The organism is Pseudorhizobium banfieldiae (assembly GCF_000967425.1).
Classification (GTDB): Bacteria; Pseudomonadota; Alphaproteobacteria; order Rhizobiales; family Rhizobiaceae; genus Neorhizobium; species Neorhizobium banfieldiae.
On record NZ_FO082820.1, the window covers coordinates 2660047 to 2681606 of the forward strand.

Annotated in this window: 15 protein-coding genes; 11 read left to right on the plus strand and 4 right to left on the minus strand. The window is 63.7% G+C overall.

What is annotated here, in order from left to right; all coding sequences use genetic code 11:
* The first annotated feature begins 85 nt into the window (after window positions 1-85).
* From NT26_RS13135 to NT26_RS13185, 11 genes are all read left to right on the plus strand, one after another.
* A complete protein-coding gene (locus tag NT26_RS13135; protein WP_052639347.1) occupies window positions 86-1513 on the plus strand; it encodes a mannose-1-phosphate guanylyltransferase/mannose-6-phosphate isomerase in 1428 nt (475 codons plus the stop codon).
* 198 nt (window positions 1514-1711) lie between these two features.
* Window positions 1712-2860: a vWA domain-containing protein gene (locus tag NT26_RS13140; protein ID WP_052639349.1), complete on the plus strand. Its 1149-nt coding sequence runs from the start codon at window positions 1712-1714 to the stop codon at window positions 2858-2860.
* A gap of 204 nt (window positions 2861-3064) precedes the next feature.
* Entirely contained in the window at window positions 3065-5527 is a 2463-nt protein-coding gene (locus tag NT26_RS13145) for a glycogen/starch/alpha-glucan phosphorylase (protein WP_052639351.1), read from the plus strand.
* Window positions 5527-7740, plus strand: a complete 2214-nt coding sequence (glgB, locus tag NT26_RS13150) for a 1,4-alpha-glucan branching protein GlgB (protein WP_052639353.1) — start codon at window positions 5527-5529, stop codon at window positions 7738-7740. Before NT26_RS13145 ends, glgB begins: the two co-directional genes overlap by 1 nt.
* 17 nt (window positions 7741-7757) lie before the next feature.
* Window positions 7758-9020, plus strand: a complete 1263-nt coding sequence (gene glgC / locus NT26_RS13155) for a glucose-1-phosphate adenylyltransferase (protein WP_052639355.1) — start codon at window positions 7758-7760, stop codon at window positions 9018-9020.
* A gap of 6 nt (window positions 9021-9026) precedes the next feature.
* A complete protein-coding gene (gene glgA, locus NT26_RS13160) occupies window positions 9027-10469 on the plus strand; it encodes a glycogen synthase GlgA (protein ID WP_052639356.1) in 1443 nt (480 codons plus the stop codon).
* Between the two features lies 1 nt (window position 10470).
* On the plus strand, window positions 10471-12099 hold the full coding sequence (locus NT26_RS13165; RefSeq protein WP_052639358.1) for an alpha-D-glucose phosphate-specific phosphoglucomutase: 1629 nt from the start codon (window positions 10471-10473) through the stop codon (window positions 12097-12099).
* Between the two features lie 26 nt (window positions 12100-12125).
* Window positions 12126-12533, plus strand: a complete 408-nt coding sequence (locus NT26_RS13170) for a GFA family protein (protein ID WP_152338618.1) — start codon at window positions 12126-12128, stop codon at window positions 12531-12533.
* Entirely contained in the window at window positions 12530-14503 is a 1974-nt protein-coding gene (glgX, locus tag NT26_RS13175) for a glycogen debranching protein GlgX (RefSeq protein ID WP_052639363.1), read from the plus strand. Before NT26_RS13170 ends, glgX begins: the two co-directional genes overlap by 4 nt.
* Window positions 14504-14546: 43 nt before the next feature.
* Window positions 14547-15035 carry a MaoC family dehydratase gene (locus NT26_RS13180; protein ID WP_052639365.1) on the plus strand — a complete coding sequence of 163 codons (489 nt, stop codon included), beginning with the start codon at window positions 14547-14549 and terminating at the stop codon, window positions 15033-15035.
* A 59-nt stretch (window positions 15036-15094) separates the two neighbouring features.
* Complete coding sequence (locus tag NT26_RS13185) at window positions 15095-16336, plus strand: SAM-dependent methyltransferase (protein ID WP_052639367.1); 1242 nt, start codon at window positions 15095-15097, stop codon at window positions 16334-16336.
* A gap of 15 nt (window positions 16337-16351) precedes the next feature.
* Here NT26_RS13185 and NT26_RS13190 read toward each other — a convergent pair whose 3' ends face one another.
* Genes NT26_RS13190 through NT26_RS13205 form a run of 4 tightly spaced genes read right to left on the minus strand, consistent with a single transcriptional unit; the run spans window position 16352 to window position 21479 of the window.
* Window positions 16352-16900 (minus strand): sarcosine oxidase subunit gamma, encoded by a 549-nt coding sequence (locus tag NT26_RS13190; RefSeq protein ID WP_052639369.1) that lies wholly within the window; start codon window positions 16898-16900, stop codon window positions 16352-16354.
* Entirely contained in the window at window positions 16893-19871 is a 2979-nt protein-coding gene (locus tag NT26_RS13195; RefSeq protein ID WP_052639371.1) for a sarcosine oxidase subunit alpha, read from the minus strand. Before NT26_RS13195 ends, NT26_RS13190 begins: the two co-directional genes overlap by 8 nt.
* Entirely contained in the window at window positions 19868-20209 is a 342-nt protein-coding gene (locus NT26_RS13200) for a sarcosine oxidase subunit delta (RefSeq protein WP_052639373.1), read from the minus strand. Before NT26_RS13200 ends, NT26_RS13195 begins: the two co-directional genes overlap by 4 nt.
* A gap of 16 nt (window positions 20210-20225) precedes the next feature.
* Complete coding sequence (locus NT26_RS13205; RefSeq protein WP_052639375.1) at window positions 20226-21479, minus strand: sarcosine oxidase subunit beta family protein; 1254 nt, start codon at window positions 21477-21479, stop codon at window positions 20226-20228.
* Window positions 21480-21560: the final 81 nt, after the last annotated feature.

The window sequence follows — 21560 nt, forward strand, 5'->3', positions numbered from 1 at the left end:
CGGGCCCCGTTTGTTTCTCCGACGACAGCCGCTAAAGGATATAGACTGACAGTCTGCGCATCGACACGCGAATTCAAGGACGGACATGACTCAGAAGATCATCCCCGTGATCATGGCGGGTGGACGGGGGACCCGCCTGTGGCCACTGTCGCGCGCAAGTGCTCCCAAGCAGTTCATCCAGTTCGTCGGTGACCGGACGCTCTACCAGGCGACCTTGACGCGCCTGGCAGACCCCACGCTCTACGAGCCGCCGATCATCGTTACCAACGAGGATTTCCGCTTTCTTGTTGCGGAGCAGGCCCGCGAAGCCGGGGTCAGGCTGGCGGGCACGCTGCTGGAGCCGGTCGCCCGCAACACGGCCGCCGCAATCGCCGCCGCTGCCGCCCTGACCCTCGATCGCCATGGTCCCGATGCCCTCATGCAGGTGCTCGCATCGGACCACGAGATTGTGGCCGATCAGCTCTATTTCGACGCCATCCGGTCTGCCCGGGACGCCGCGATCGCCGGCAGGCTCGCAACCTTCGGCATCACCCCGACCGAGCCCGCCACCGGCTATGGCTATATCGAGGCCGGCGAATCCCTCGGAGGCGGCGCTTATGCCGTCAGGCGCTTCGTCGAAAAGCCGCCGCTTGAGGAAGCCGAGCGCATGCTCGCGGCTGGCGGCTTCTACTGGAACTCCGGCATCTTCATGTTCACGGCCGGCAAGTTGACGGAGGAAATGGAAGCTCACGCGCCGGAGGTGGCCGAAGCGGCTCGCGAGGCCGTCGCAAACGCGGTCACTGACCTCGATTTCATCCGTCTCGATGCTGCAGCCTTCGCCAGGAGTCCGGACATCTCGATCGACTACGCCGTCATGGAGAAGACCTCGAACGCCGCCGTCGTTCCTTCGTCCTTCACCTGGTCCGATCTCGGCAGTTGGGATTCAGTGTGGAAGCTCGGCACGCGCGACGAAGCCGGCAACATGGTTTCCGGCAACGCGACGCTGATGGATACGCGAGACTCTCTCGTCATGTCCCGCACCAGCCACCTCGCGGTGCAGGGACTGGAAAAAGTCGTCGTCATCGCCAGCGAGGATGCAGTCTATGTCGGGCGACTGGAGCAGAGCCAAAATGTCGGCCGCATGGTCAAGACGCTCGCTGCCGACAAGGCGACGTCGCCACTCACAGAAACCCACCCCACCTCCTACCGCCCTTGGGGCGGCTATACTTCCATTCTCAACGGTGACCGCTTCCAGGTGAAGCGCCTGTTCGTCTCGCCGGGCAAGAAGCTGTCGCTGCAGAAGCATCATCACCGTTCCGAGCACTGGATTTGTGTAAAGGGCACGGCCGAGGTCACTGTCGGCGACGAGGTGAAGATGGTGCGGGAGAACGAAAGCGTCTACATCCCGCAAGGCGAGGTCCATCGCCTCGCCAACCCGGGCAAGATCCTGCTCGAGATGATCGAGGTGCAGACCGGCTCCTATCTCGGCGAGGACGACATCATCCGCATCGTCGACGAGTTTGGTCGCGGCTGAGGCCTGCGCGCTCGCAAGGCGGCCCCGCCTTGCGAGCTGACGCCGAGAGCTCGCTCCTCTAGGCACTTCCGTCCCTGCTTCGGGCCGTTTTGGCACCAATCAGGCCATTGATTAAAATCTGAGCTTTCCGCTTAGCTCTTCCTCCACGGCCTCCTGTTATCCAATGCCGAGGTTCAGCTGTTTTGGGCGGATGGGAAGATGATGGCGTGGCAGAATTTCTCGCGGCTCCTGAATGACCGCAGCGGCAATTTCGGCATGATGACGGCAATCCTGCTCCCCGTCCTGCTTGGAGCAGCCGGTGTCGCGCTGGATCTCACCAACATGATGGTTTCCAAGACGCAGCTGCAGGAAGCCGCCGACTCCGCGGCGCTTGCAGCCTCCACGGCGCTCGCCAGCGGCGAAGCCGCCGATGAAGCGGCGGCCCGCGAGCTTGCGAAGCAGTTCTTCCTCGGGCAGGCGTCCAACACGATGGGCGCCGACGCCGCGAGTGCCCTTGCCGAGACGCTCGACATCGATATCAAGACCACAGCGACCGCCACCGGCAAGAAATTCCAGGTTCAGGTCGGTTCGAATTACGACCTCGCCCTAACCCCACTGATGGGCGTGCTCGGCCAAGGTTCGATGAACATTGCCACCAGCGGTACGTCGACGAGTGGGACGGAGAAAAAGGCCAACGCGCTATCTCTCTATCTCGTTCTCGATCGCTCGGGCTCGATGGGAGACAATACCAATAGCAAGGTCCAGAAGTGCGTCGTGATCTATGGTCAGAACGTTTGTTGGATGGTCACCCAGACCAAGATGGAGGCATTGAAGGATGCAACCGGCAAGCTGCTCGCGGAACTGGACAAGGTCGATCCCGACAAGAAGCTCGTTCGGACGGGCGCGGTCTCCTATAACGAGGTCATGCAGTCGCCCTCTCCGCTTGCTTGGGGAACGTCGGCGGCGCTTACCTATGTGAATGCACTACCGGCGTCCGGATACACCAATTCCGGAGAAGCAGTAGAGACCGCCTACACGTCCCTGGCCAACTCGATGGAGAACACCTATCACAAGAACAAGAACGGTGACGAAGATCCGTCGAAATATATCGTCTTCATGACGGACGGCGAAAACAACATCTCGGGTGCAGACAACAAGACGCTAAAGGCGTGCAAGAACGCCAAGGACGCCGGCATGGAAGTCTATGCCATTGCCTTCATGGCGCCCACGGCTGGCCAGAAGCTGTTGTCACAATGCGCCTCCACCCCGGCTCATTACTTCCAGCCGGAGGATGCCAACACCCTGATCGAAGCGTTCAAGGCAATCGGCCAGAAGGCGGCGAAGTCTGCGACCCGCCTGACCAGTTGAGGCCGGACAAGTTCCTGACGAACCCGCCCCAGCGGCGGGTTCGTCGCGTCTTCACGGCCACCCCTATCCCCGCCTTTTTTCCGCCGCCTCAATCGATTTATTGCCAGCTTCCCGCGTCGGTGCGTAAACTGACTCGAATACAGGAAGACCGAAGGTTCACGCAGGCCGCCTCCCCGCCTGCCCTACCGGAAGAGTTGGCAGACCATGAATAATAGCCTCCCGGCCGTGGAAATCCCGCAGCCAAGCCCCCGCAGCACCCGTCCCGAAATCCTCGCCGCAGAAATCATCGAGCGCCTGACCTACCGCATCGGCAAGGATGCCAAGGTCGCCAAGCCGCACGACTGGCTGACGGCCGCCATCCTCGTGGTCCGTGACCGCATCATCGACCGCTGGATGGATTCCACACGCCGCGTCTACGAGCAAGGCGACAAGCGGGTCTACTATCTCTCGCTGGAATTCCTGATCGGCCGGCTGATGCGCGATGCCGTGTCGAATCTCGGCCTCATGAATGAACTGCGCGATGCGCTGGCTTCTCTTGGCGTCGATTTCGACGTCATCGCGGGCCTCGAACCCGATGCAGCGCTGGGCAATGGCGGCCTCGGTCGTCTCGCGGCCTGTTTCATGGAGTCCATGGCGACAGTCGACATCCCCGCCTATGGCTATGGCATCCGCTATGTCCACGGCCTCTTCCGCCAGCAGATGGCGGATGGCTGGCAGGTGGAACTGCCGGAAACCTGGCTTGCCCACGGCAACCCCTGGGAGTTCGAGCGGCGCGAAAGCTCTTACGAGATCGGCTTCGGCGGTTCGGTGGAAACCATCGGCGGCTATGACGAGCCGCCGCGCTATGTCTGGAAACCGGCCGAACGGGTGATCGCGACCGCCTACGATACGCCGGTGGTCGGCTGGCGCGCCCAGCGGGTCAACACCCTGCGCCTGTGGTCGGCCCAGCCCATCGACCCGATCCTGCTCGATGCCTTCAATGCCGGCGACCACATAGGCGCCCTTCGCGAGAGCAACAAGGCCGAAGCGCTGACCCGCGTCCTCTATCCGGCTGATGCAAATCCCGCCGGCCAGGAACTGCGGCTGCGGCAGGAGTACTTCTTCTCCTCCGCATCGCTCCAGGACATCCTGCGCCGCCATCTGCAGCAGTATCCGGATTTTTCCAATCTTCCGGACAAGGTGGCGATCCAGTTGAACGACACGCATCCGGCGGTTTCGATCGGCGAGATGATGCGCCTGCTCACCGACGTGCACGGACTGGAGTTTGACGAGGCATGGGAGATCACCCGCGGCACCTTCTCCTACACCAACCACACCCTCCTGCCCGAGGCGCTGGAAAGCTGGCCCGTGCCGCTCTTCGAGCGCCTGCTGCCCCGCCACATGCAGATCGTCTACGCGATCAACGCGAAGATCCTGGTCGAGGCCCGCAAGGCGAAGAACTTCAGCGATCAGCAGATCCGCGCCATCTCCCTGATCGATGAGAACGGCGACCGCCGGGTGCGCATGGGTAACCTCGCCTTCATCGGCTCCCATTCCATCAACGGCGTGTCGGCGCTCCACACGGACCTGATGAAGGTCACCGTCTTCTCCGACCTTCACACGCTTTACCCCGATCGGATCAACAACAAGACCAACGGCATCACACCGCGCCGCTGGCTGATGCAGTGCAATCCGGCGCTGACTTCGCTGATCCGCGAAGCGATCGGCGACAAGTTCCTGGATGACACGGAAGCGCTGCACGCTCTCGACGCCTTCGCGGACGATGCCGCCTTCCAGGAGAAGTTCGCCGCCGTAAAGCGCGAGAACAAGGTCCAGCTTGCGCATCTCGTCGGCAGCCGTATGGGCGTGCGCCTCGATCCGTCGGCTATGTTCGACATCCAGATCAAGCGCATCCACGAGTACAAGCGCCAGCTTCTCAACATCGTCGAGGCGGTCGCTCTCTACGACCAGATCCGCTCCCATCCGGAGCTCGATTGGGTGCCGCGCGTCAAGCTCTTTGCCGGCAAGGCGGCACCCAGCTATCACAACGCCAAGCTGATCATCAAGCTGGCGAACGACGTGGCCCGCGTCATCAACAACGACCCGGCCGTGCGCGGCCTGCTGAAGGTCGTCTTCGTTCCGAACTACAATGTCTCGCTTGCCGAAGTCATGGTGCCGGCCGCTGACCTCTCGGAACAGATCTCCACGGCCGGAATGGAAGCCTCCGGCACCGGCAACATGAAGTTCGCGCTGAACGGCGCCCTGACAATCGGCACGCTGGACGGCGCAAACGTCGAGATGCGCGATCACGTGGGCGCGGAAAACATCGTCATCTTCGGCTTGACGGCAGAAGAGGTGGCGCAGGCCCGAGCTGACGGTCATGAGCCGCGCGCCATCATCGAGAAGTCGAAGGAACTCTCGCAGGCGCTCGATGCGATCGCGTCCGGCGTCTTCTCGCCCGACGACCGCTCCCGCTTCACCGGCCTGATCGACGGCATCTACAATCACGACTGGTTCATGCTGACCGCGGATTTTGATGCCTACGCGGCAGCACAGCGGACCGTTGACCAAATCTGGACCAACCCTAAATCATGGTATTCAAAGACAATTCGAAATACCGCCCGGATGGGATGGTTCTCGTCTGACAGAACCATTCGCCAATACGCGTCGGAAATCTGGAGAGCCTGATGACGACAGCGCCGAAGTCGCCCGACGACGGAAGAGCCCCTGGCGAAATTCCGTTGTCGGAGATCGAGGCGATCCTGGAAGGCCGGCACAGCAATCCCTTCGCGGTGCTCGGCCCCCACAAGCTGCCGACCGGCTATCATGTCCGCTGTTTCATCCCTGGCGCCGAGGAGGTTGCCGCCTACCTTCTCGATGGAACGCGGCTTGGCCTGCTGAAGCGGCGCCATGACGCTGGCTTCTTCGAGGGGCCGGTCGATGTCCCCTCACCGAAACCGATCCGCTATCGCGCTCGCCGCGGCGGAGACGACGAATGGGCGGTGACCGATCCCTACAGCTTCGGCCCCGTGCTCGGCCCCATGGACGATTACTTCGTCCGCGAAGGCTCCCACCTGCGCCTGTTCGACAAGATGGGCGCCCATCCGATCCGCCATCAGGGCGTGGATGGCTTCCACTTCGCGGTCTGGGCACCCAATGCCCGGCGGGTCTCGGTGGTCGGCGACTTCAACAACTGGGACGGCCGCCTGCACGTGATGCGGTTGCGGCAGGATACCGGCATCTGGGAAATCTTCGCGCCGGACGTGCGGGGAGGCTCACCGTACAAGTTCGAGATCATCGGCAGGGACGGCGAACGCCTTCTCAAGGCCGATCCCTATGCGCGCAAGGCGGAGATGCGGCCGAACACCGCGTCCGTGACGACGCCGGAGCTGAAGCAGGATTGGGAGGACGAGGCTCACCGCACCCATTGGCAAAAAGCCGATCATCGCCGCCAGCCCATATCGATCTACGAGGTCCATGCCGGGTCATGGCAGCGTCGTGACGACGGAACCTTCCTCAGTTGGGACGAACTCGCTGCGCGGCTGATCCCCTACGTCACCGATATGGGCTTCACCCATATCGAATTCCTGCCCGTGACTGAGCATCCCTATGACCCCTCCTGGGGCTACCAGACCACCGGCCTTTACGCGCCGACTTCTCGTTTCGGGGATCCGCAGGGTTTCGCGCGCTTCGTCAACGGCTGCCACAAGGTCGGCATCGGCGTCATCCTGGACTGGGTGCCGGCGCATTTTCCCACCGACGAACACGGACTGCGCCGCTTCGACGGAACCGCCCTCTACGAGCATGAGGACCCACGCCAGGGCTTCCATCCGGACTGGAACACCGCCATCTACAATTTCGGGCGGCTGGAGGTTCTGTCCTACCTCATCAACAACGCGCTTTACTGGGCTGAGAAATTCCATCTCGACGGGCTGCGCGTCGATGCGGTGGCCTCCATGCTCTACCTCGACTACTCCCGCAAGGAGGGCGAGTGGGTTCCGAACGAATACGGCGGCCGCGAGAACCTCGAGGCGGTGCGCTTCCTGCAGAAGCTGAACAGCCTGTCCTACGGCAACCACCCCGGCGTGATGACGATCGCCGAGGAATCCACCTCGTGGCCGAAGGTGTCGCATCCCGTCCACGAAGGCGGACTTGGCTTCGGCTTCAAGTGGAACATGGGTTTCATGCACGACACGCTGAGCTACCTGAAGCGGGAGCCCATTCACCGCAAGCATCACCACAACGAGATCACCTTCGGTCTCGTCTACGCATTCTCCGAGAACTTCGTCCTGCCCTTGAGCCATGACGAAGTGGTCCACGGCAAGGGTTCGCTGATTGCCAAGATGGCCGGCGACGACTGGCAGAAATTCGCCAACCTGCGCGCCTATTATGCCTTCATGTGGGGCTATCCCGGCAAGAAGCTCCTGTTCATGGGCCAGGAATTTGCGCAATGGAGCGAATGGAGCGAGGCGAAAGCCCTCGACTGGAACCTCCTGCACTACCACCAGCACGAGGGCATGCGTCGGCTCGTCCGCGATCTCAACCTCTGCTACCGGGCAAAGCCCGCACTCCACGCGCGCGACTGCGAACCGGAGGGGTTCCGCTGGCTGATTGCCGACGACCACGACAACTCCGTCTTCGCCTGGCTGCGCATGGCACCGGGCGAGCGGCCGGTGGCGGTCATCACCAATTTCACGCCGACCTACCGGGAAAATTACCGCGTCCCCTTGCCAACCGCGGGAAGATGGCGGGAAATCCTCAACACGGATGCGGAGATCTATGGCGGCAGCGGCAAGGGCAATGGCGGCCGGGTACGGGCGGTCGACGCCGGAGGAGATATCAGTACCACCATGACGCTTCCGCCCCTGGCGACGATCATGCTGGAACTGGAACAAGTATAGAAGAGAGGGGGAGCAGAATGGACGACAAGCGCTATCAGCCACTGGCTCGCGATGCCATGGCCTATGTCCTGGCGGGCGGCCGCGGAAGCCGCCTCAAGGAGTTGACCGACCGGCGTGCCAAGCCGGCCGTCTATTTCGGCGGCAAGGCCCGCATCATCGACTTCGCCCTTTCCAATGCGCTGAATTCCGGCATTCGCCGCATCGGCGTCGCGACCCAGTACAAGGCCCATTCGCTGATCCGCCACATGCAGCGCGGCTGGGGCTTCCTGCGGCCGGAACGCAACGAGAGCTTCGACATCCTGCCGGCGTCCCAGCGTGTCTCGGAAACGCAGTGGTACGAAGGCACGGCCGATGCCGTCTACCAGAACATCGATATCATCGAGGCCTACAATCCGGAGTACATGGTCATCCTGGCCGGCGATCACGTCTACAAGATGGACTATGAATACATGCTCCAGCAGCATGTGGATTCCGGCGCCGATGTCACCGTTGGCTGCCTGGAAGTGCCGCGCATGGAGGCGACCGGCTTCGGCGTCATGCATGTCAACGAGAAGGACGAGATCATCGACTTCGTCGAGAAGCCCGCCAATCCACCAGGTATTCCCGACAAGCCAGACTTCGCGCTTGCCTCGATGGGCATCTATGTCTTCCACACAAAGTTCCTGGCCGAAGTGCTGAAGCGCGATGCGGCGGATCCTTCCTCCAACCGCGACTTCGGCAAGGACATCATCCCCTACATCGTCAAGAACGGCAGTGCAGTCGCCCACCGCTTCCACAAGTCCTGCGTCCGCTCCGATTTCGAGCGCGAATCCTACTGGCGCGACGTCGGTACGATCGAGGCCTACTGGCAGGCGAACATCGACCTCACCGCCATCCTTCCCGAGCTCGACATCTACGACAAGTCATGGCCGATCTGGACGTATGCCGAGATCACGCCGCCTGCGAAGTTCGTCCATGACGACGAGGACCGGCGCGGCTCGGCAATCTCCTCCGTGGTGTCGGGAGACTGCATCATCTCCGGCTCAACGCTGCACCGCAGCCTGCTCTTCACCGGCGTCCGCGCCAATTCCTATTCCCGGCTCGACGGTGCGGTGGTTCTGCCGAATGTCCGCATCGGCCGTCGGGCGCAGCTTCGCAATGTCGTCATCGACTCCAATGTAACCATTCCGGAAGGTCTGGTGGTCGGCGAGGATCCCGAACTCGATGCCAAGCGCTTCCGCCGCACCGAGAACGGCATCTGCCTGATCACCCAGCCGATGATCGACAAACTGGATCTGTAGAGCCGCATGAGCGTCCTTTCGGTTGCCTCCGAAGTCTATCCGCTGATCAAGACCGGCGGGCTCGCCGACGTGGCGGGCGCCCTGCCCCTTGCGCTGAAGGAACACGGAGTGCGTACCCGCACGCTGGTGCCTGGATATCCGGCCGTCATGGCTGCAGTGAAACATGCAACGCGCTGCCACGCCTTCGACGATCTGCTCGGCCATCCCGCAACCATCCTGCAGGTGGAGCATCACGGCCTCGACCTGCTCATCCTCGATGCGCCGTCACTCTTCGATCGAGCTGGTGGTCCCTATGTGGGGCCGGACGGGCGTGATCACCCGGACAACTGGCGCCGCTTCGCCGCCCTGTCGCGGGCCGGCGCCGAGATCGCGCTCGGCGTCCTGGATGGCTGGCGTCCGGACCTCGTCCACCTGCACGACTGGCAGACAGGCCTCCTGCCAGCCTACCTCCGCTATGCCGGACGCCCCGTGCCGCCGAGCCTGATGACGATCCACAACATCGCCTTCCAGGGCCAGTACGGCGTCGACATCTTCCCGCATCTCGGCCTGCCGCCGGATGCCTATGCCATCGACGGCGTGGAATATTACGGCGGCGTCGGCTACTTGAAGGCCGGGCTGCGGGCAGCCACGGCGATCAGCACCGTCAGCCCGACCTATGCGGAAGAAATCCTGACCCCTGAATTCGGCATGGGGCTTGAAGGCGTGCTCGCGGCCCGCGCAGGAGACCTGCACGGGATCGTCAATGGCATCGATACCCGTGTCTGGAACCCGGAGCACGATCCGCTGATTGCCGCCACCTACGGTCCGTCGAAGCTCAAGCGCCGCCGCGAGAACAAGCATGCCGTCGCCGAGCGCTTCGGATTGAAGCACGACGACGGACCGCTGTTCTGCGTCGTTTCGCGGCTCACCTGGCAGAAGGGCATGGACCTGCTGGCGGACGTCATCGACGAGATCGTTGCCCAGGGTGGTCGCCTTGCCGTTCTCGGGGCGGGCGATGCGGGGCTGGAGAACGCCTTCCACGCCGCGGCCGCCCGCCACCCCGGCCGCGTTTCGATCCATACGGGCTATGACGAGCCGCTGTCGCACCTGATGCAGGCGGGCTCCGATGCGATCCTGATCCCCTCTCGCTTCGAACCCTGCGGGCTGACCCAGCTCTACGGCCTTCGCTACGGCTGCGTCCCGGTCGTCGCCCGCACCGGCGGCCTCAACGACACCGTGATCGATGCCAGCCCCGCCGCGCTCGCCGCGCGGGCCGCGACCGGGGTCAGCTTCAGCCCCGCCACGACCCATGCGTTGCAGCGCGCCGTCAACAGGACCTTCCGCCTTTACCGCGAGCCGAAAACTTGGGCCGAGATGCAGAAGCAGGGCATGAAGACCGACGTTTCCTGGGACAAGAGCGCCGGGCTCTATGCCCAGCTCTACAAGAACATGACGATGAAAGGCCGCTGACATGATCCGGACCGTTCCGACCGCCCCCTACAAGGACCAGAAGCCCGGCACCTCCGGGCTCCGCAAGAAGGTGCCCGTCTTCGCCCAGGAGAATTACGCGGAGAACTTCATCCAGTCGATCTTCGACTCGCTCGAGGGCTTTGAGGGCAAGACCCTGGTGATCGGCGGCGACGGCCGCTACTACAACCGCGAGGTCATCCAGAAAGCGCTGAAGATGGCCGCCGCTGCGGGCTTCGGCAAGGTCATGGTCGGCCAGGGCGGCATCCTCTCCACCCCCGCCGCCTCCAACATCATCCGCAAGTACGGTGCCTTCGGCGGCATCATCCTGTCGGCCAGTCACAATCCGGGCGGGCCGAGCGAGGACTTCGGCATCAAGTACAATATCGGCAATGGCGGCCCGGCACCGGAAAAGATCACCGAGGCGATCTTCGAGCGGTCGAAGATCATCAGCGAGTACAAGATTGCCGACGCACCCGATATCGACCTGGACATGGCGGGCAGTTTCGCCCTCGCGGGCATGACGGTCGAGGTGGTCGACCCGGTCGCCGACTATGCGGAACTGATGGAGAGCCTTTTCGATTTCGTTGCCATCCGGAATCTGATCTCGGGCGGCTTTCGCATTGCCGTGGATTCCATGGGTGCCGTTACCGGTCCCTACGCCAAGGAGATCATCGAGAAGCGTCTCGGCGCACCGGCAGGCTCCGTCCGCAATGCAACGCCGCTGCCGGACTTCGGCGGCCACCACCCGGACCCGAACCTCGTCCACGCGAAGGAGCTGTATGACGATGTGATGAGCGCCGATGGCCCGGACTTCGGCGCTGCCTCCGATGGCGACGGCGATCGCAACATGGTGGTCGGCAAGGACATGTTCGTCACCCCCTCCGACAGCCTCGCCATCATCGCTGCCAATGCGAAATGCGCGCCCGGCTATGCGAAGGGCATAGCCGGCATCGCCCGTTCCATGCCGACCAGCGCTGCCGCCGACCGCGTGGCGGAAAAGCTCGGGCTCGGCATCTACGAGACGCCCACAGGCTGGAAGTATTTCGGCAACCTGATGGACGCCGGCAAGGTCACCGTCTGCGGCGAGGAAAGCTTCGGCACCGGGTCTGATCACGTGCGCGAGAAGGATGGCCTGTGGGCAATCCTCTTCTGGCTGAACATCATCGCCGCCCGCAAGGAAGGCGTCGCCGAGATCGTCCGCAAGCACTGGGCCGAGTACGGCCGCAACTTTTATTCCCGCCACGACTACGAGGAAGTCGATACCGATGCGGCGAACGGGCTGATGGACGCGCTGCGCGGCAAGCTGTCATCGCTCCCCGGACAGAGCTTCGGCGATCTCAAGGTCGAGGCGGCGGACGACTTCTCCTACACCGATCCGATCGACGGCTCTATCAGCACCAGGCAGGGCATCCGCATCCTTTTCGAGGGCGGCAGCCGCGTCGTCTTCCGCCTGTCCGGCACCGGCACCTCCGGCGCGACCCTGCGCGTCTATGTCGAACGTTACGAGCCGGACGCGTCGCGTCATGGCATCGAGACGCAGGCGGCCTTGGCTGACCTGATCGCCGTGGCCGACGAGATTGCCGGGATCAGGACACGCACCGGCCGCACGGGACCGACCGTAATCACCTGATCGCAGAGACAGGAGGAAGCCAGACAGTGGTGAGGAGAACAGCGTCCTGCAGTTGCGGGCAGCTCCGGATCGAAGTGAACGGCGAGCCGCTCAATGTCGGCGTCTGCCATTGCCTCGCCTGCCAGCAGCGCACCGGAAGCGTGTTCGCAGCACTCGCGGCCTTCCCCACGCCTTATCGGGTCATCGGCAAGCCCAGCGAATATCTGCGCACGGGAGACCAGGGCGCAAGCTACCGTTTCCGCTTCTGCCCGGTCTGCGGCACCAACCTCTTCCATACGGAGGAAGGCGTCGGCGACCGATCGGTCGCCGTGGCCGTGGGCGGCTTCGCCGATCCCTCCTTCCCACCGCCGCAAGTCTCGGTCTATGACTGCCGAAGGCACGACTGGGTTCAACTGCCGGACGGCCTTGCCGTCTATGAGAAGGATCCGGAATGAAGCTCGGGACGACCCTGGCGCCCCACGGCGCAGAGTTTGCGGTCTGGTCCGCGAACGCCGCGAAGATCGAGCTCTGCATCTTCAACCCGGAAGGTACCGTGGAAACCGCCCGCCATGTCATGGTCCGTGGTGCTGACGAAATTCACAGCGTCTCGGTCCCGCACATCGACGAAGGGACCCGCTACGGCTATCGCGCCCACGGCACCTACGACCCCGATCGTGGCCTCTGGTTCGATCCTTCGAAGCTGCTCCTGGATCCCTACGCCACCGAGATCGACCGCCCCTTTGTCTATGACCGGCGCCTGGCAGACTTCGGCACAGACACCGCCCACCTTATGCCGAAGGCCCTCCTGCGTCGGCACGACCCCGTGACGCCTTCGAAGCCGCTGTTCCGAGCTGGCGGCCTGATCTACGAACTTGCGGTCCGCCCCTTCACCATCCTGCATCCGGACGTCCCGGAGCATCAGCGAGGCACCGTCGCCGCCCTCGCCCATCCGTCCGTCCTCACCCACCTCAAGCGCATCGGCGTGGACGCGGTCGAACTGATGCCGATCGCGGCCTGGATCGACGAAAGGCACCTGCCACCGCTCGGGCTCACCAACGGCTGGGGATACAATCCGGTCGGCTTCATGGCACTAGACCCGCGCCTCTGCCCCGGTGGCGTGGCCGAGCTGCGCGACACGGTCGTGACACTGCACGAAGCCGGCATCGGCGTCATCCTCGACCTCGTCTTCAACCATACCGGCGAGAGCGACCGCGCCGGCCCGACACTCTCGCTTCGCGGCCTCGACAACCTCGCCTGCTTCCGCCACGCGCAAGGCCATCCCGGCACTCTGGTCAACGATACCGGTACCGGCAACACCGTCGCCTGCGATCATCCCTTCATCCGCCGGCTGATCATCGACAGCCTTCGCCATTTCGTGCTGAACGCCGGCATTGACGGCTTCCGTTTCGATCTCGCGCCGATCCTTGGCCGCGGACCGCACGGCTTTTCCGCCCAAAGCGAGACCCTGCAGGCAATGATCAGGGATCCGGTGCTTTCCGACCGCATTCTGATCGCCGAGCCTTGGGACATCGGCCCCGGCGGCTACCAGCTGGGCAACTTCCCGCCTCCCTTCATGGAGTGGAACGACCGCGCCCGCGACGACATCCGCCGCTTCTGGCGAGGCGACCACTGGACCCTTGGGGAGCTCGCAACCCGGCTCACAGGCTCGCAGGACATCTTTGCCCGCCACGGACACCACCAGACACGCAGCGTCAACTTCATTGCCGCCCATGACGGCTTCACGCTGATGGACATGGTTTCGCACGAGGAGCGCCACAACCACGCCAACGGCGAGGAAAACCGCGACGGCCATCACGACAACTTCTCCTGGAACAATGGCGTCGAAGGCCGGACTCAGGACCTTGCTGTGCTTGAAGCCCGCCGACGCGACGTGATGGCGCTTCTCGCCACCCTGTTTGCCAGCCGTGGCGCCATCATGATGACCATGGGCGACGAGGCGGGCCGTAGCCAGGGCGGCAACAATAATGCCTATTGCCAGGACAATGAGATCACCTGGCTTAACTGGGCAGGTATGGACGAGGGGCTGGTCCAGCACACGGCCCGCCTGGCCCGCTGGCGCAAGCGATTTTCGGTGTTCTCGGAATGCGGCTTCTTCGTCGACGCCGGCGACGATATCGATTGGTACGGTCCCTCGGGCAAGCCCGTGGCACAGGAAGACTGGCAGCAGCCCGAGGCCGCCCAGCTCGCCGTCACCCTGAAGACGCGGGACCATCAGACGGACCTCGTCACGCGCATCGCGGTGGTCTTCAACCGGGCACATCGGGAGCAGCTTTTCACCCTGCCCTCCTGCTGGGTGACCCTCGACGAAGGCGAAGAGTGGGACGGCATGTCTCCGCCACGTTCGGTCACCTTTCTTGTCGAAGATCCGCAGGCTGGTCATGCTTCGCCTGTCCAAGCGCGATGAACACCTATAGATTGCAGCCGAAGACGGGAATCGGAGAGGGAACATGCCGCGCGAGATTTCGCTAGCAGACGTGCCGGGCCTGGTTGGACAGGTGCTGGGGACCTCCGAATGGATCACGGTCGATCAGCAGATGATCGACACGTTCGCCGATGCGACCCTCGACCATCAGTTCATCCATGTTGATCCTGACCGTGCCGCGGCGGAGAGCCCGTTCGGCGGGACGATCGCGCACGGCTTCCTCACGCTTTCGCTGCTTTCGGCGATGAACTACGATTGCCTGCCGAAGATCCGCGAGCAGACCATGGGCTTGAACTACGGTTTCGACAAGGTCCGCTTCATGTCGCCGGTCCGGTGCGGCAGCCGGGTCCGCGGGCAATTCACGCTCACGGAGTGCCGCTTCCGCGGCGCCGGGCTGCTGATGACCACCTACGACGTGTCCGTCGAGATCGAGAACGAGAAGAAGCCGGCACTGACCGCCAACTGGATCACCATCGTCCAGTTCGACCCCAAGGACAGACCCGCGGACGCCTGATCCGCAGCAGACGCATACGCATACCCACCTATCGATCACTGCCGATATGCGAGGTACGAATGTTTCCGCTTTCCCACATGATGAAGTCCTTCATCCGCAAGGGCCGCCTCACCGTCATCGATGCCGATGGACAGCGTCACATCTTCGCCGGTACGCCCGGACCGGAGGTGACCATGCGGCTGACGGATAAGCGGCTCTATCGAACGCTCGTCTTCAATCCGGAGCTTGCCGCCGGCGAGGCCTACATGGATGGCACCATGCGCTTCGAGGACGGTTCGACGCTGCGGGACTTCCTGACGCTCTTCTCGATCAACCGCCTGTCGCTCGGCTCCTACCCGCTGCAAAAGGCACTTCGCGCGATCAAGATGCGCTTCCGCAAGCGCCAGCAGTCGAACGTCAAGGGCGAGGCCCAGAGAAACGTCGCCCACCATTACGACCTCGGCAACGATTTCTACCGGCTCTTCCTCGATGAAAACATGCTCTATTCCTGCGCCTATTTTCGGGACATGGGGGAAACGCTGGAGCAGGCGCAGCGGAACAAGCTGCGCCTTCTCGCCTCCAAGCTATGCCTGGCAGATGGGATGCGCGTCCTCGACATCGGCTGCGGCTGGGGCGATCTGGCGCTCTACCTCGCCAAGCTGGAGAACGTCCATGTCACCGGCGTCACCCTTTCGAAGGAGCAGCAGAAGCTCGCCTCGGAAAGGGCCCGGCAGGCGGGGCTTTCCGATCGCGTGACGTTCGAGCTGCGCGATTACCGCGACGTCGACGACAAGTTCGATCGCATCGTCTCCGTCGGCATGTTCGAGCATGTCGGCGTGCAGCACTATGACGAGTTCTTCGGCCACCTGAACGAGCTGATGCCGGACGATGGCATCGCCGTTCTCCACTCGATCGGCCACATGAGCCCGCCAGGCATGGCCAGCCCGTGGCTCAGGAAATACATCTTTCCCGGTGCCTATTCGCCGGCGCTGTCGGAAGTCTTCGATAGCGTGGAAAGGAACAGCCTCTGGGTCATGGATCTCGAATTCCTCCGCGTCCACTATGCCACCACGCTTGCCCACTGGGCGGAGCGCTTCGAGAAGAACCGCGAGCGGGTAATCGCCATGTATGACGACCGCTTTGCCCGGATGTGGGAATTCTATCTGGTCAGCGCCGAGATGATGTTCCGAACCGGCAGCCAGCTCGTCTTCCACATGCAGATGTCGCGCAAGCGCGACGCTGCCCCGATCGTCAGGGACTACATTACCGACAAGCAGCGCGAATACATCGAGCGGGAGAAGGCGCTGAACCTCGCGGTGTGAGGGGGCCCCATCACTTCAGATGGAGGCGTCCCCCGCTCCTTCGGCGAGCAGCCCGAAGGCATAGTCCGAGAACGATCGCCAGACCTCCACCCGGAAGCTCTCCTCGCTCGTCCGCAACAGCACGATCTCGGCCTTTCCGAAGATGGTGCGGGTGCAGGCGCCGACGGGGAAGCTCTTGAGCGACAGGTCCTGAGGGCAGCCGGCATTGATCGCTGCCGCAGCGCCCGGTCCTTCGACGAGAATCGCCGTGTTGCGGTGGGAGACATCGGCAGCGGAATGCAGCACGCCGAGTTCCTGCGCCGCCCGCATCAGGCCCGACCCGGCCTCGCCGATCACCAGCCATTCATCCGGTCCGAGCCAGAGGGCGGTGCGTCCGTTCGCGGAGGCGGACGTCTTCGGCCTTGTGGGCAGGTCGAGTCCGAGAGCCTGCGAAAGGGCAGTCACGTCCTCCGCCCGGGCCCTCAGAGAGATCCGCTCGCCCGGTTGGGCGGGCGTCAACCTCACGCTGGCGGAACCGCCATGGACGCCGGCAAGCGGCAGCGTGCGTTGCGCGACATCAGCCATGGATGCGGCCTCCTTCCTTGTCGAAGAACACCGTGTCGGTCACTTCAACGGCAATGGTACGATCCTTCATCGGGATATAGAGCGTCTGGCCGATCCGCTCCCGGCCGCCGGCGACGAGCGCCATGGCGATCGAGCGGCCGCAGTTCTCCGACCAGTAGGCTGACGTGACGTGGCCAAGCATGGTCATCGGCTTCGGCTGGTTCGGGTCCGCAACGATCTGCGCCCCCTCTTCCAGCACATCGCTTGGCCGGTTGGTGCGAAGCCCCACCAGTTGCTTGCGGCCATCACGCACGAGATCGGGCCGCTTCAGCCCGCGGATACCCACGAAGTCGGTCTTCTTCTTCGAAACCGCCCAGCCCAGCCCCGCATCGTCAGGGGTCACGGTTCCGTCGGTATCCTGGCCGACGATGATATAGCCCTTTTCGGCGCGCAGCACGTGCATGGCCTCCGTACCGTAGAGGCAGCCGCCCATGCCCTTCGCCCGTTCCCAGATCGCCTTCCACACCGCCGGACCGTAATCTGCGGGCACATTGACCTCGAAACCCAACTCGCCGGTGAACGACATGCGGAAGAGCCGGGCCGGAACGCCCATGACCGTGCATTCAGCCACGCTCATGTGCGGGAAGGTCTCGTTGGAGATATCCATGCCCTCGACGAACGGTTGGATGATCTCCCTCGCCTTTGGCCCCTGCACCGCGATCACCGCCCATTGCTCTGTGGTCGAGGTTAGCCAAACCTTCAGGTGCGGGAACTCCGTCTGGAGATAGTCTTCCATGTGGTGCAGTACCCGCGGCGCCCCGCCGGTCGTCGTGGTGACGTGGAAGCGATCCTCGGCCAGCCGCCCGACGACGCCGTCATCATAGATGAAGCCGTCCTCGCGGGTCATGATGCCGTAGCGGCACTTGCCGGGCTGCAGCGTGTCCCAGGCGTTGGTGTAGAGCAGGTTGAGGAACTGCGCGGCATCCGGTCCCACGACCTCGATCTTCCCGAGCGTCGAGGCATCGAACACGCCCGCCACGTCGCGGACGGTGCGGCACTCGCGGTTGACCGCGGTCGCCATGTCCTCGCCGCGCCGCGGAAAATACCAGGCGCGTTTCCAGTTGCCGACATCCTCGAACTCGGCACCCTCGGCCGCTTCGAGCTCGTGCATCGGCGTCTTGCGAGCGGGGTCGAAAAGCTCGCCGCGGGAATGCGACACCAGCGTTCCGTAGGTGACCGGCGTATAGGGTGCGCGGAAGGTCGTGAGACCGACCTTGGGGATCGGCCGGTCCAGCATCTCGGCGGCGATCGCCAGCCCGTGCATGTTCGACAGCTTGCCCTGGTCGGACGCCATGCCGTTCGTCGTGAACCGCTTGATGTGCTCGATCGAGTGCATGCCTTCGCGCACCGCAAGACGAATATCCTTCGCCGTCACGTCGTGCTGGAAATCGATAAAGGCCTTGACCGTCGTATCCGGACCCGCGCCTTCCGCGGCACCGATCATGCCGCCGCTCCAGGCGAACCGGCTCTCGCCCTGCACGGCAATCCTGCCACCGCCGCCGGAGATCGCTTCGTCGATTGCCTCACCGATGTCGTCAGTGCCGTTGCAGGCGCCGATCGAGACGCAGTCCTGCGCATAGAGGTCCGGCAGGAAACGCTGGCTCGCCTCATCCCAGCGCAGCTTGCCGCGCGACTGGGAGAAGAGGTGCACGGACGGGGTCCAGCCCGCCGAGACGATCAGTGCGTCGACTGCGATCTTGCGGATGTCGAAATTTCCGTTGCGGGCCACCGTCATCGACCTGATCCGCAGGTGACCTGCAGTATCCATCACGGCATGGCCGGTCAGCACGTTGATGCCGAGCGCCCGCGCCTCCTCCAGCACTGCCTCGCCCGGCCGCTCGCGGCAGTCGACGACGGCCACGATATGGACACCCGCCCGCTTCAGGTCAAAGGCGGCCTCATACGCGCTGTCATGCGCGGTGTAGACGCCGACGTTGCGGCCGACGGCAACACCGTAGTGGTTGAGGAAGGTGCGGGCCGCGGACGCCAGCATGATGCCCGGGCGGTCGTTGTTGGCGAACACCATGTGCCGCTCGATCGACCCGGTCGCGAGTATCACGCGTTTCGCCCGCACCTGCCACAGGCGCTCGCGAGGCGTGTCACGTCCGGGGCGGTCGAGGTGGTCGCTCACCCGTTCCGCAAGCCCGAGGAAGCCGTGGTTGTAGTAGCCGAAGACGGTGGTTCGGGTCAGCACCCGCACATTCGGCATCGCCCGCAGCTTCGCGGCTGTGTCCTGCGCCCAGTCATAGCCGTCCTGGCCGTCGATGGTCGTCGAGGTGTCGAAGTGGAGAGCGCCGCCCACCTCCGGCTGCTCGTCGACGAGGATGACCTCCGCACCGGTGGAGGCAGCCGAGAGAGCGGCCGTCAGGCCGGTAACCCCGGCGCCGGCGATCAGTACGTCGCAATGGGCGAAGCGGTTGGCATAGCGGTCCGGATCCTCTTCCGTCGGCGCGACGCCGAGGCCGGCGGCACGGCGGATGAAGGGCTCGTAGACCTTCGTCCAAGCCTCCTTCGGCCACATGAAGGTCTTGTAGTAGAAGCCGGCCGCGAAGAAGGGCGAGAAGAGGTTGTTGACGGCGCCGACATCGAAGGAAAGCGACGGCCAGCGGTTCTGCGACGAGATCTTCGCCCCGTCGAAGACCTCCTGCACGGTGGCCCGCACGTTGGGCTGACGGCGGGCAGCGTCGCGGGAAACGTCGAGAAGCGCGTTCGGCTCCTCCGGTCCGGCGGTCAGGATGCCCCGCGGCCGGTGATACTTGAACGAGCGTCCGACAAGGTGAACCCCATGGGCCAGCAGCGCGGAAGCGACCGTATCGCCCTCCATCGCCGTGTAGCTCTTGCCGTCGAAGGTGAAACGCGCCGTGCGCGCCGGCGTCAGGCGGCCGGCGCCCGTGATGCGGTAGGCGCCGAGGTTCTTCGCCGAAGCGCTCATCGGGCATCTCCCTCGGTCTGCTCATAAGTCTCGACGGTCTTCTCCGTCGCCGGGACGCCCGGCACCGGCTGCTTCGGCAGGCCCGCCTTGTAGGTCGTCAGGAACTTGTCGCTCACCGTATCGCGCGCCGCGTTGAAGAAGCGCCCGCAACCATGGATATGGCGCCAGCGCTCGTAGGTCAGGCCCTTCTCGTTGTTGCGCAGGAAGAAGAACTCGGCGAACTCCTCGTCGGTGATGCCGGAGATGTTTTCCGGCCTTGCGATATGGGCTTCGCCCGCCCAGCGGAATTCCAGTTCCGAGCGATCTTCCTCGCAATAGGGGCAATGGATCAGCAGCATCTCTGGAACCTCGCAATCAGTGCGCGACGGCGGCGGCGGCCGCCTCGTCGATCAGCCGGCCGGTGCGGAAGCGGTCGAGCGTCAGGCCGGCCGCCAGCTTGTGCGGCTCGCCCTTGGCGATCAGGTGGGCGAAGAGGTTGGCGGAACCCGGCGTGGCCTTGAAGCCACCCGTCCCCCAGCCGCAGTTGACGAAGAGGTTCGGCACCGGCGTGACGCCCTGGATCGGTGACCGGTCCGGCGTGTTGTCGGTGATACCGCCCCACTGGCGCATCATCTTGACGCGGCGGAACATCGGGAAAAGTTCGCAGATGGCATCGAGCGTATGGGTGATGATCTGCAGTCCGCCGGTCTGGCTGTAGGAGTTGTACTGGTCGGTACCGGCGCCGATGACGAGTTCGCCCTTGTCCGACTGCGAAATATAGGCATGCACCGTGTTCGACATGACGACGCAGGGGAAGATCGGCTTCAGCGGTTCGGAGACCAGCGCCTGCAGCGGCGTCGAATGAAGCGGCATGCGCACCCCCGCCATCTCCATCACAACGGACGAATGGCCGGCGGCGGAGACGCCGATCTTCTTCGCCCCGATGAAGCCCCGATTGGTCTCGACCCCCGTCACCTCGCCGTTCGGGCCGCGGCGGATGCCGGTGACTTCGGTATTCTGGATGATGTGGACGCCCCGGTCGGAGGCGGCGCGGGCATAACCCCAGGCGACGGCATCATGGCGTGCCGTGCCGCCGCGCCGCTGCAGCGCCGCACCATTGATCGGATAGCGGGCGGTCTTCGAGATGTCGAGAACCGGCACATAGGCCTTCGCCTCTTCCGGCGTCAGCCATTCGTTGTCGATTCCATAGAGCCGGTTGGCGTTGATGTGCCGCTTGAAGCTCTGCATGTCATGCGTGTTGTGCGACAGCATCATCACGCCGCGCGGCGAATACATGACGTTGTAGTTGAGGTCCTGGCTCAAGCCTTCCCACAGCTTCAGGGAATGCTCGTAGATGTCCATGCTCTCTTCGTAGAGATAGTTGGAGCGGATGATCGTCGTGTTGCGGCCGGTATTGCCGCCCCCGAGCCAGCCCTTCTCCAGTACCGCCACATTGGTGATGCCGTGTTCCTTGGCAAGGTAATAGGCCGCTCCAAGCCCATGCCCGCCGCCGCCGACAATGATCACGTCATAGCTGGAGCGGGGCTCCGGCGAGGACCACTGGGCTTCCCAACCCTTGTGGCCGCGAAGTGCTTCGCGGGCCACGGCGAAGACCGAATATTTGCGCATGTCGCCTTCGACTCCCTGGAGAACGGAGTTCTGTTAGAGACATAACCATCGCAAATCAACACGGCCCGCAATGGCTCTTTT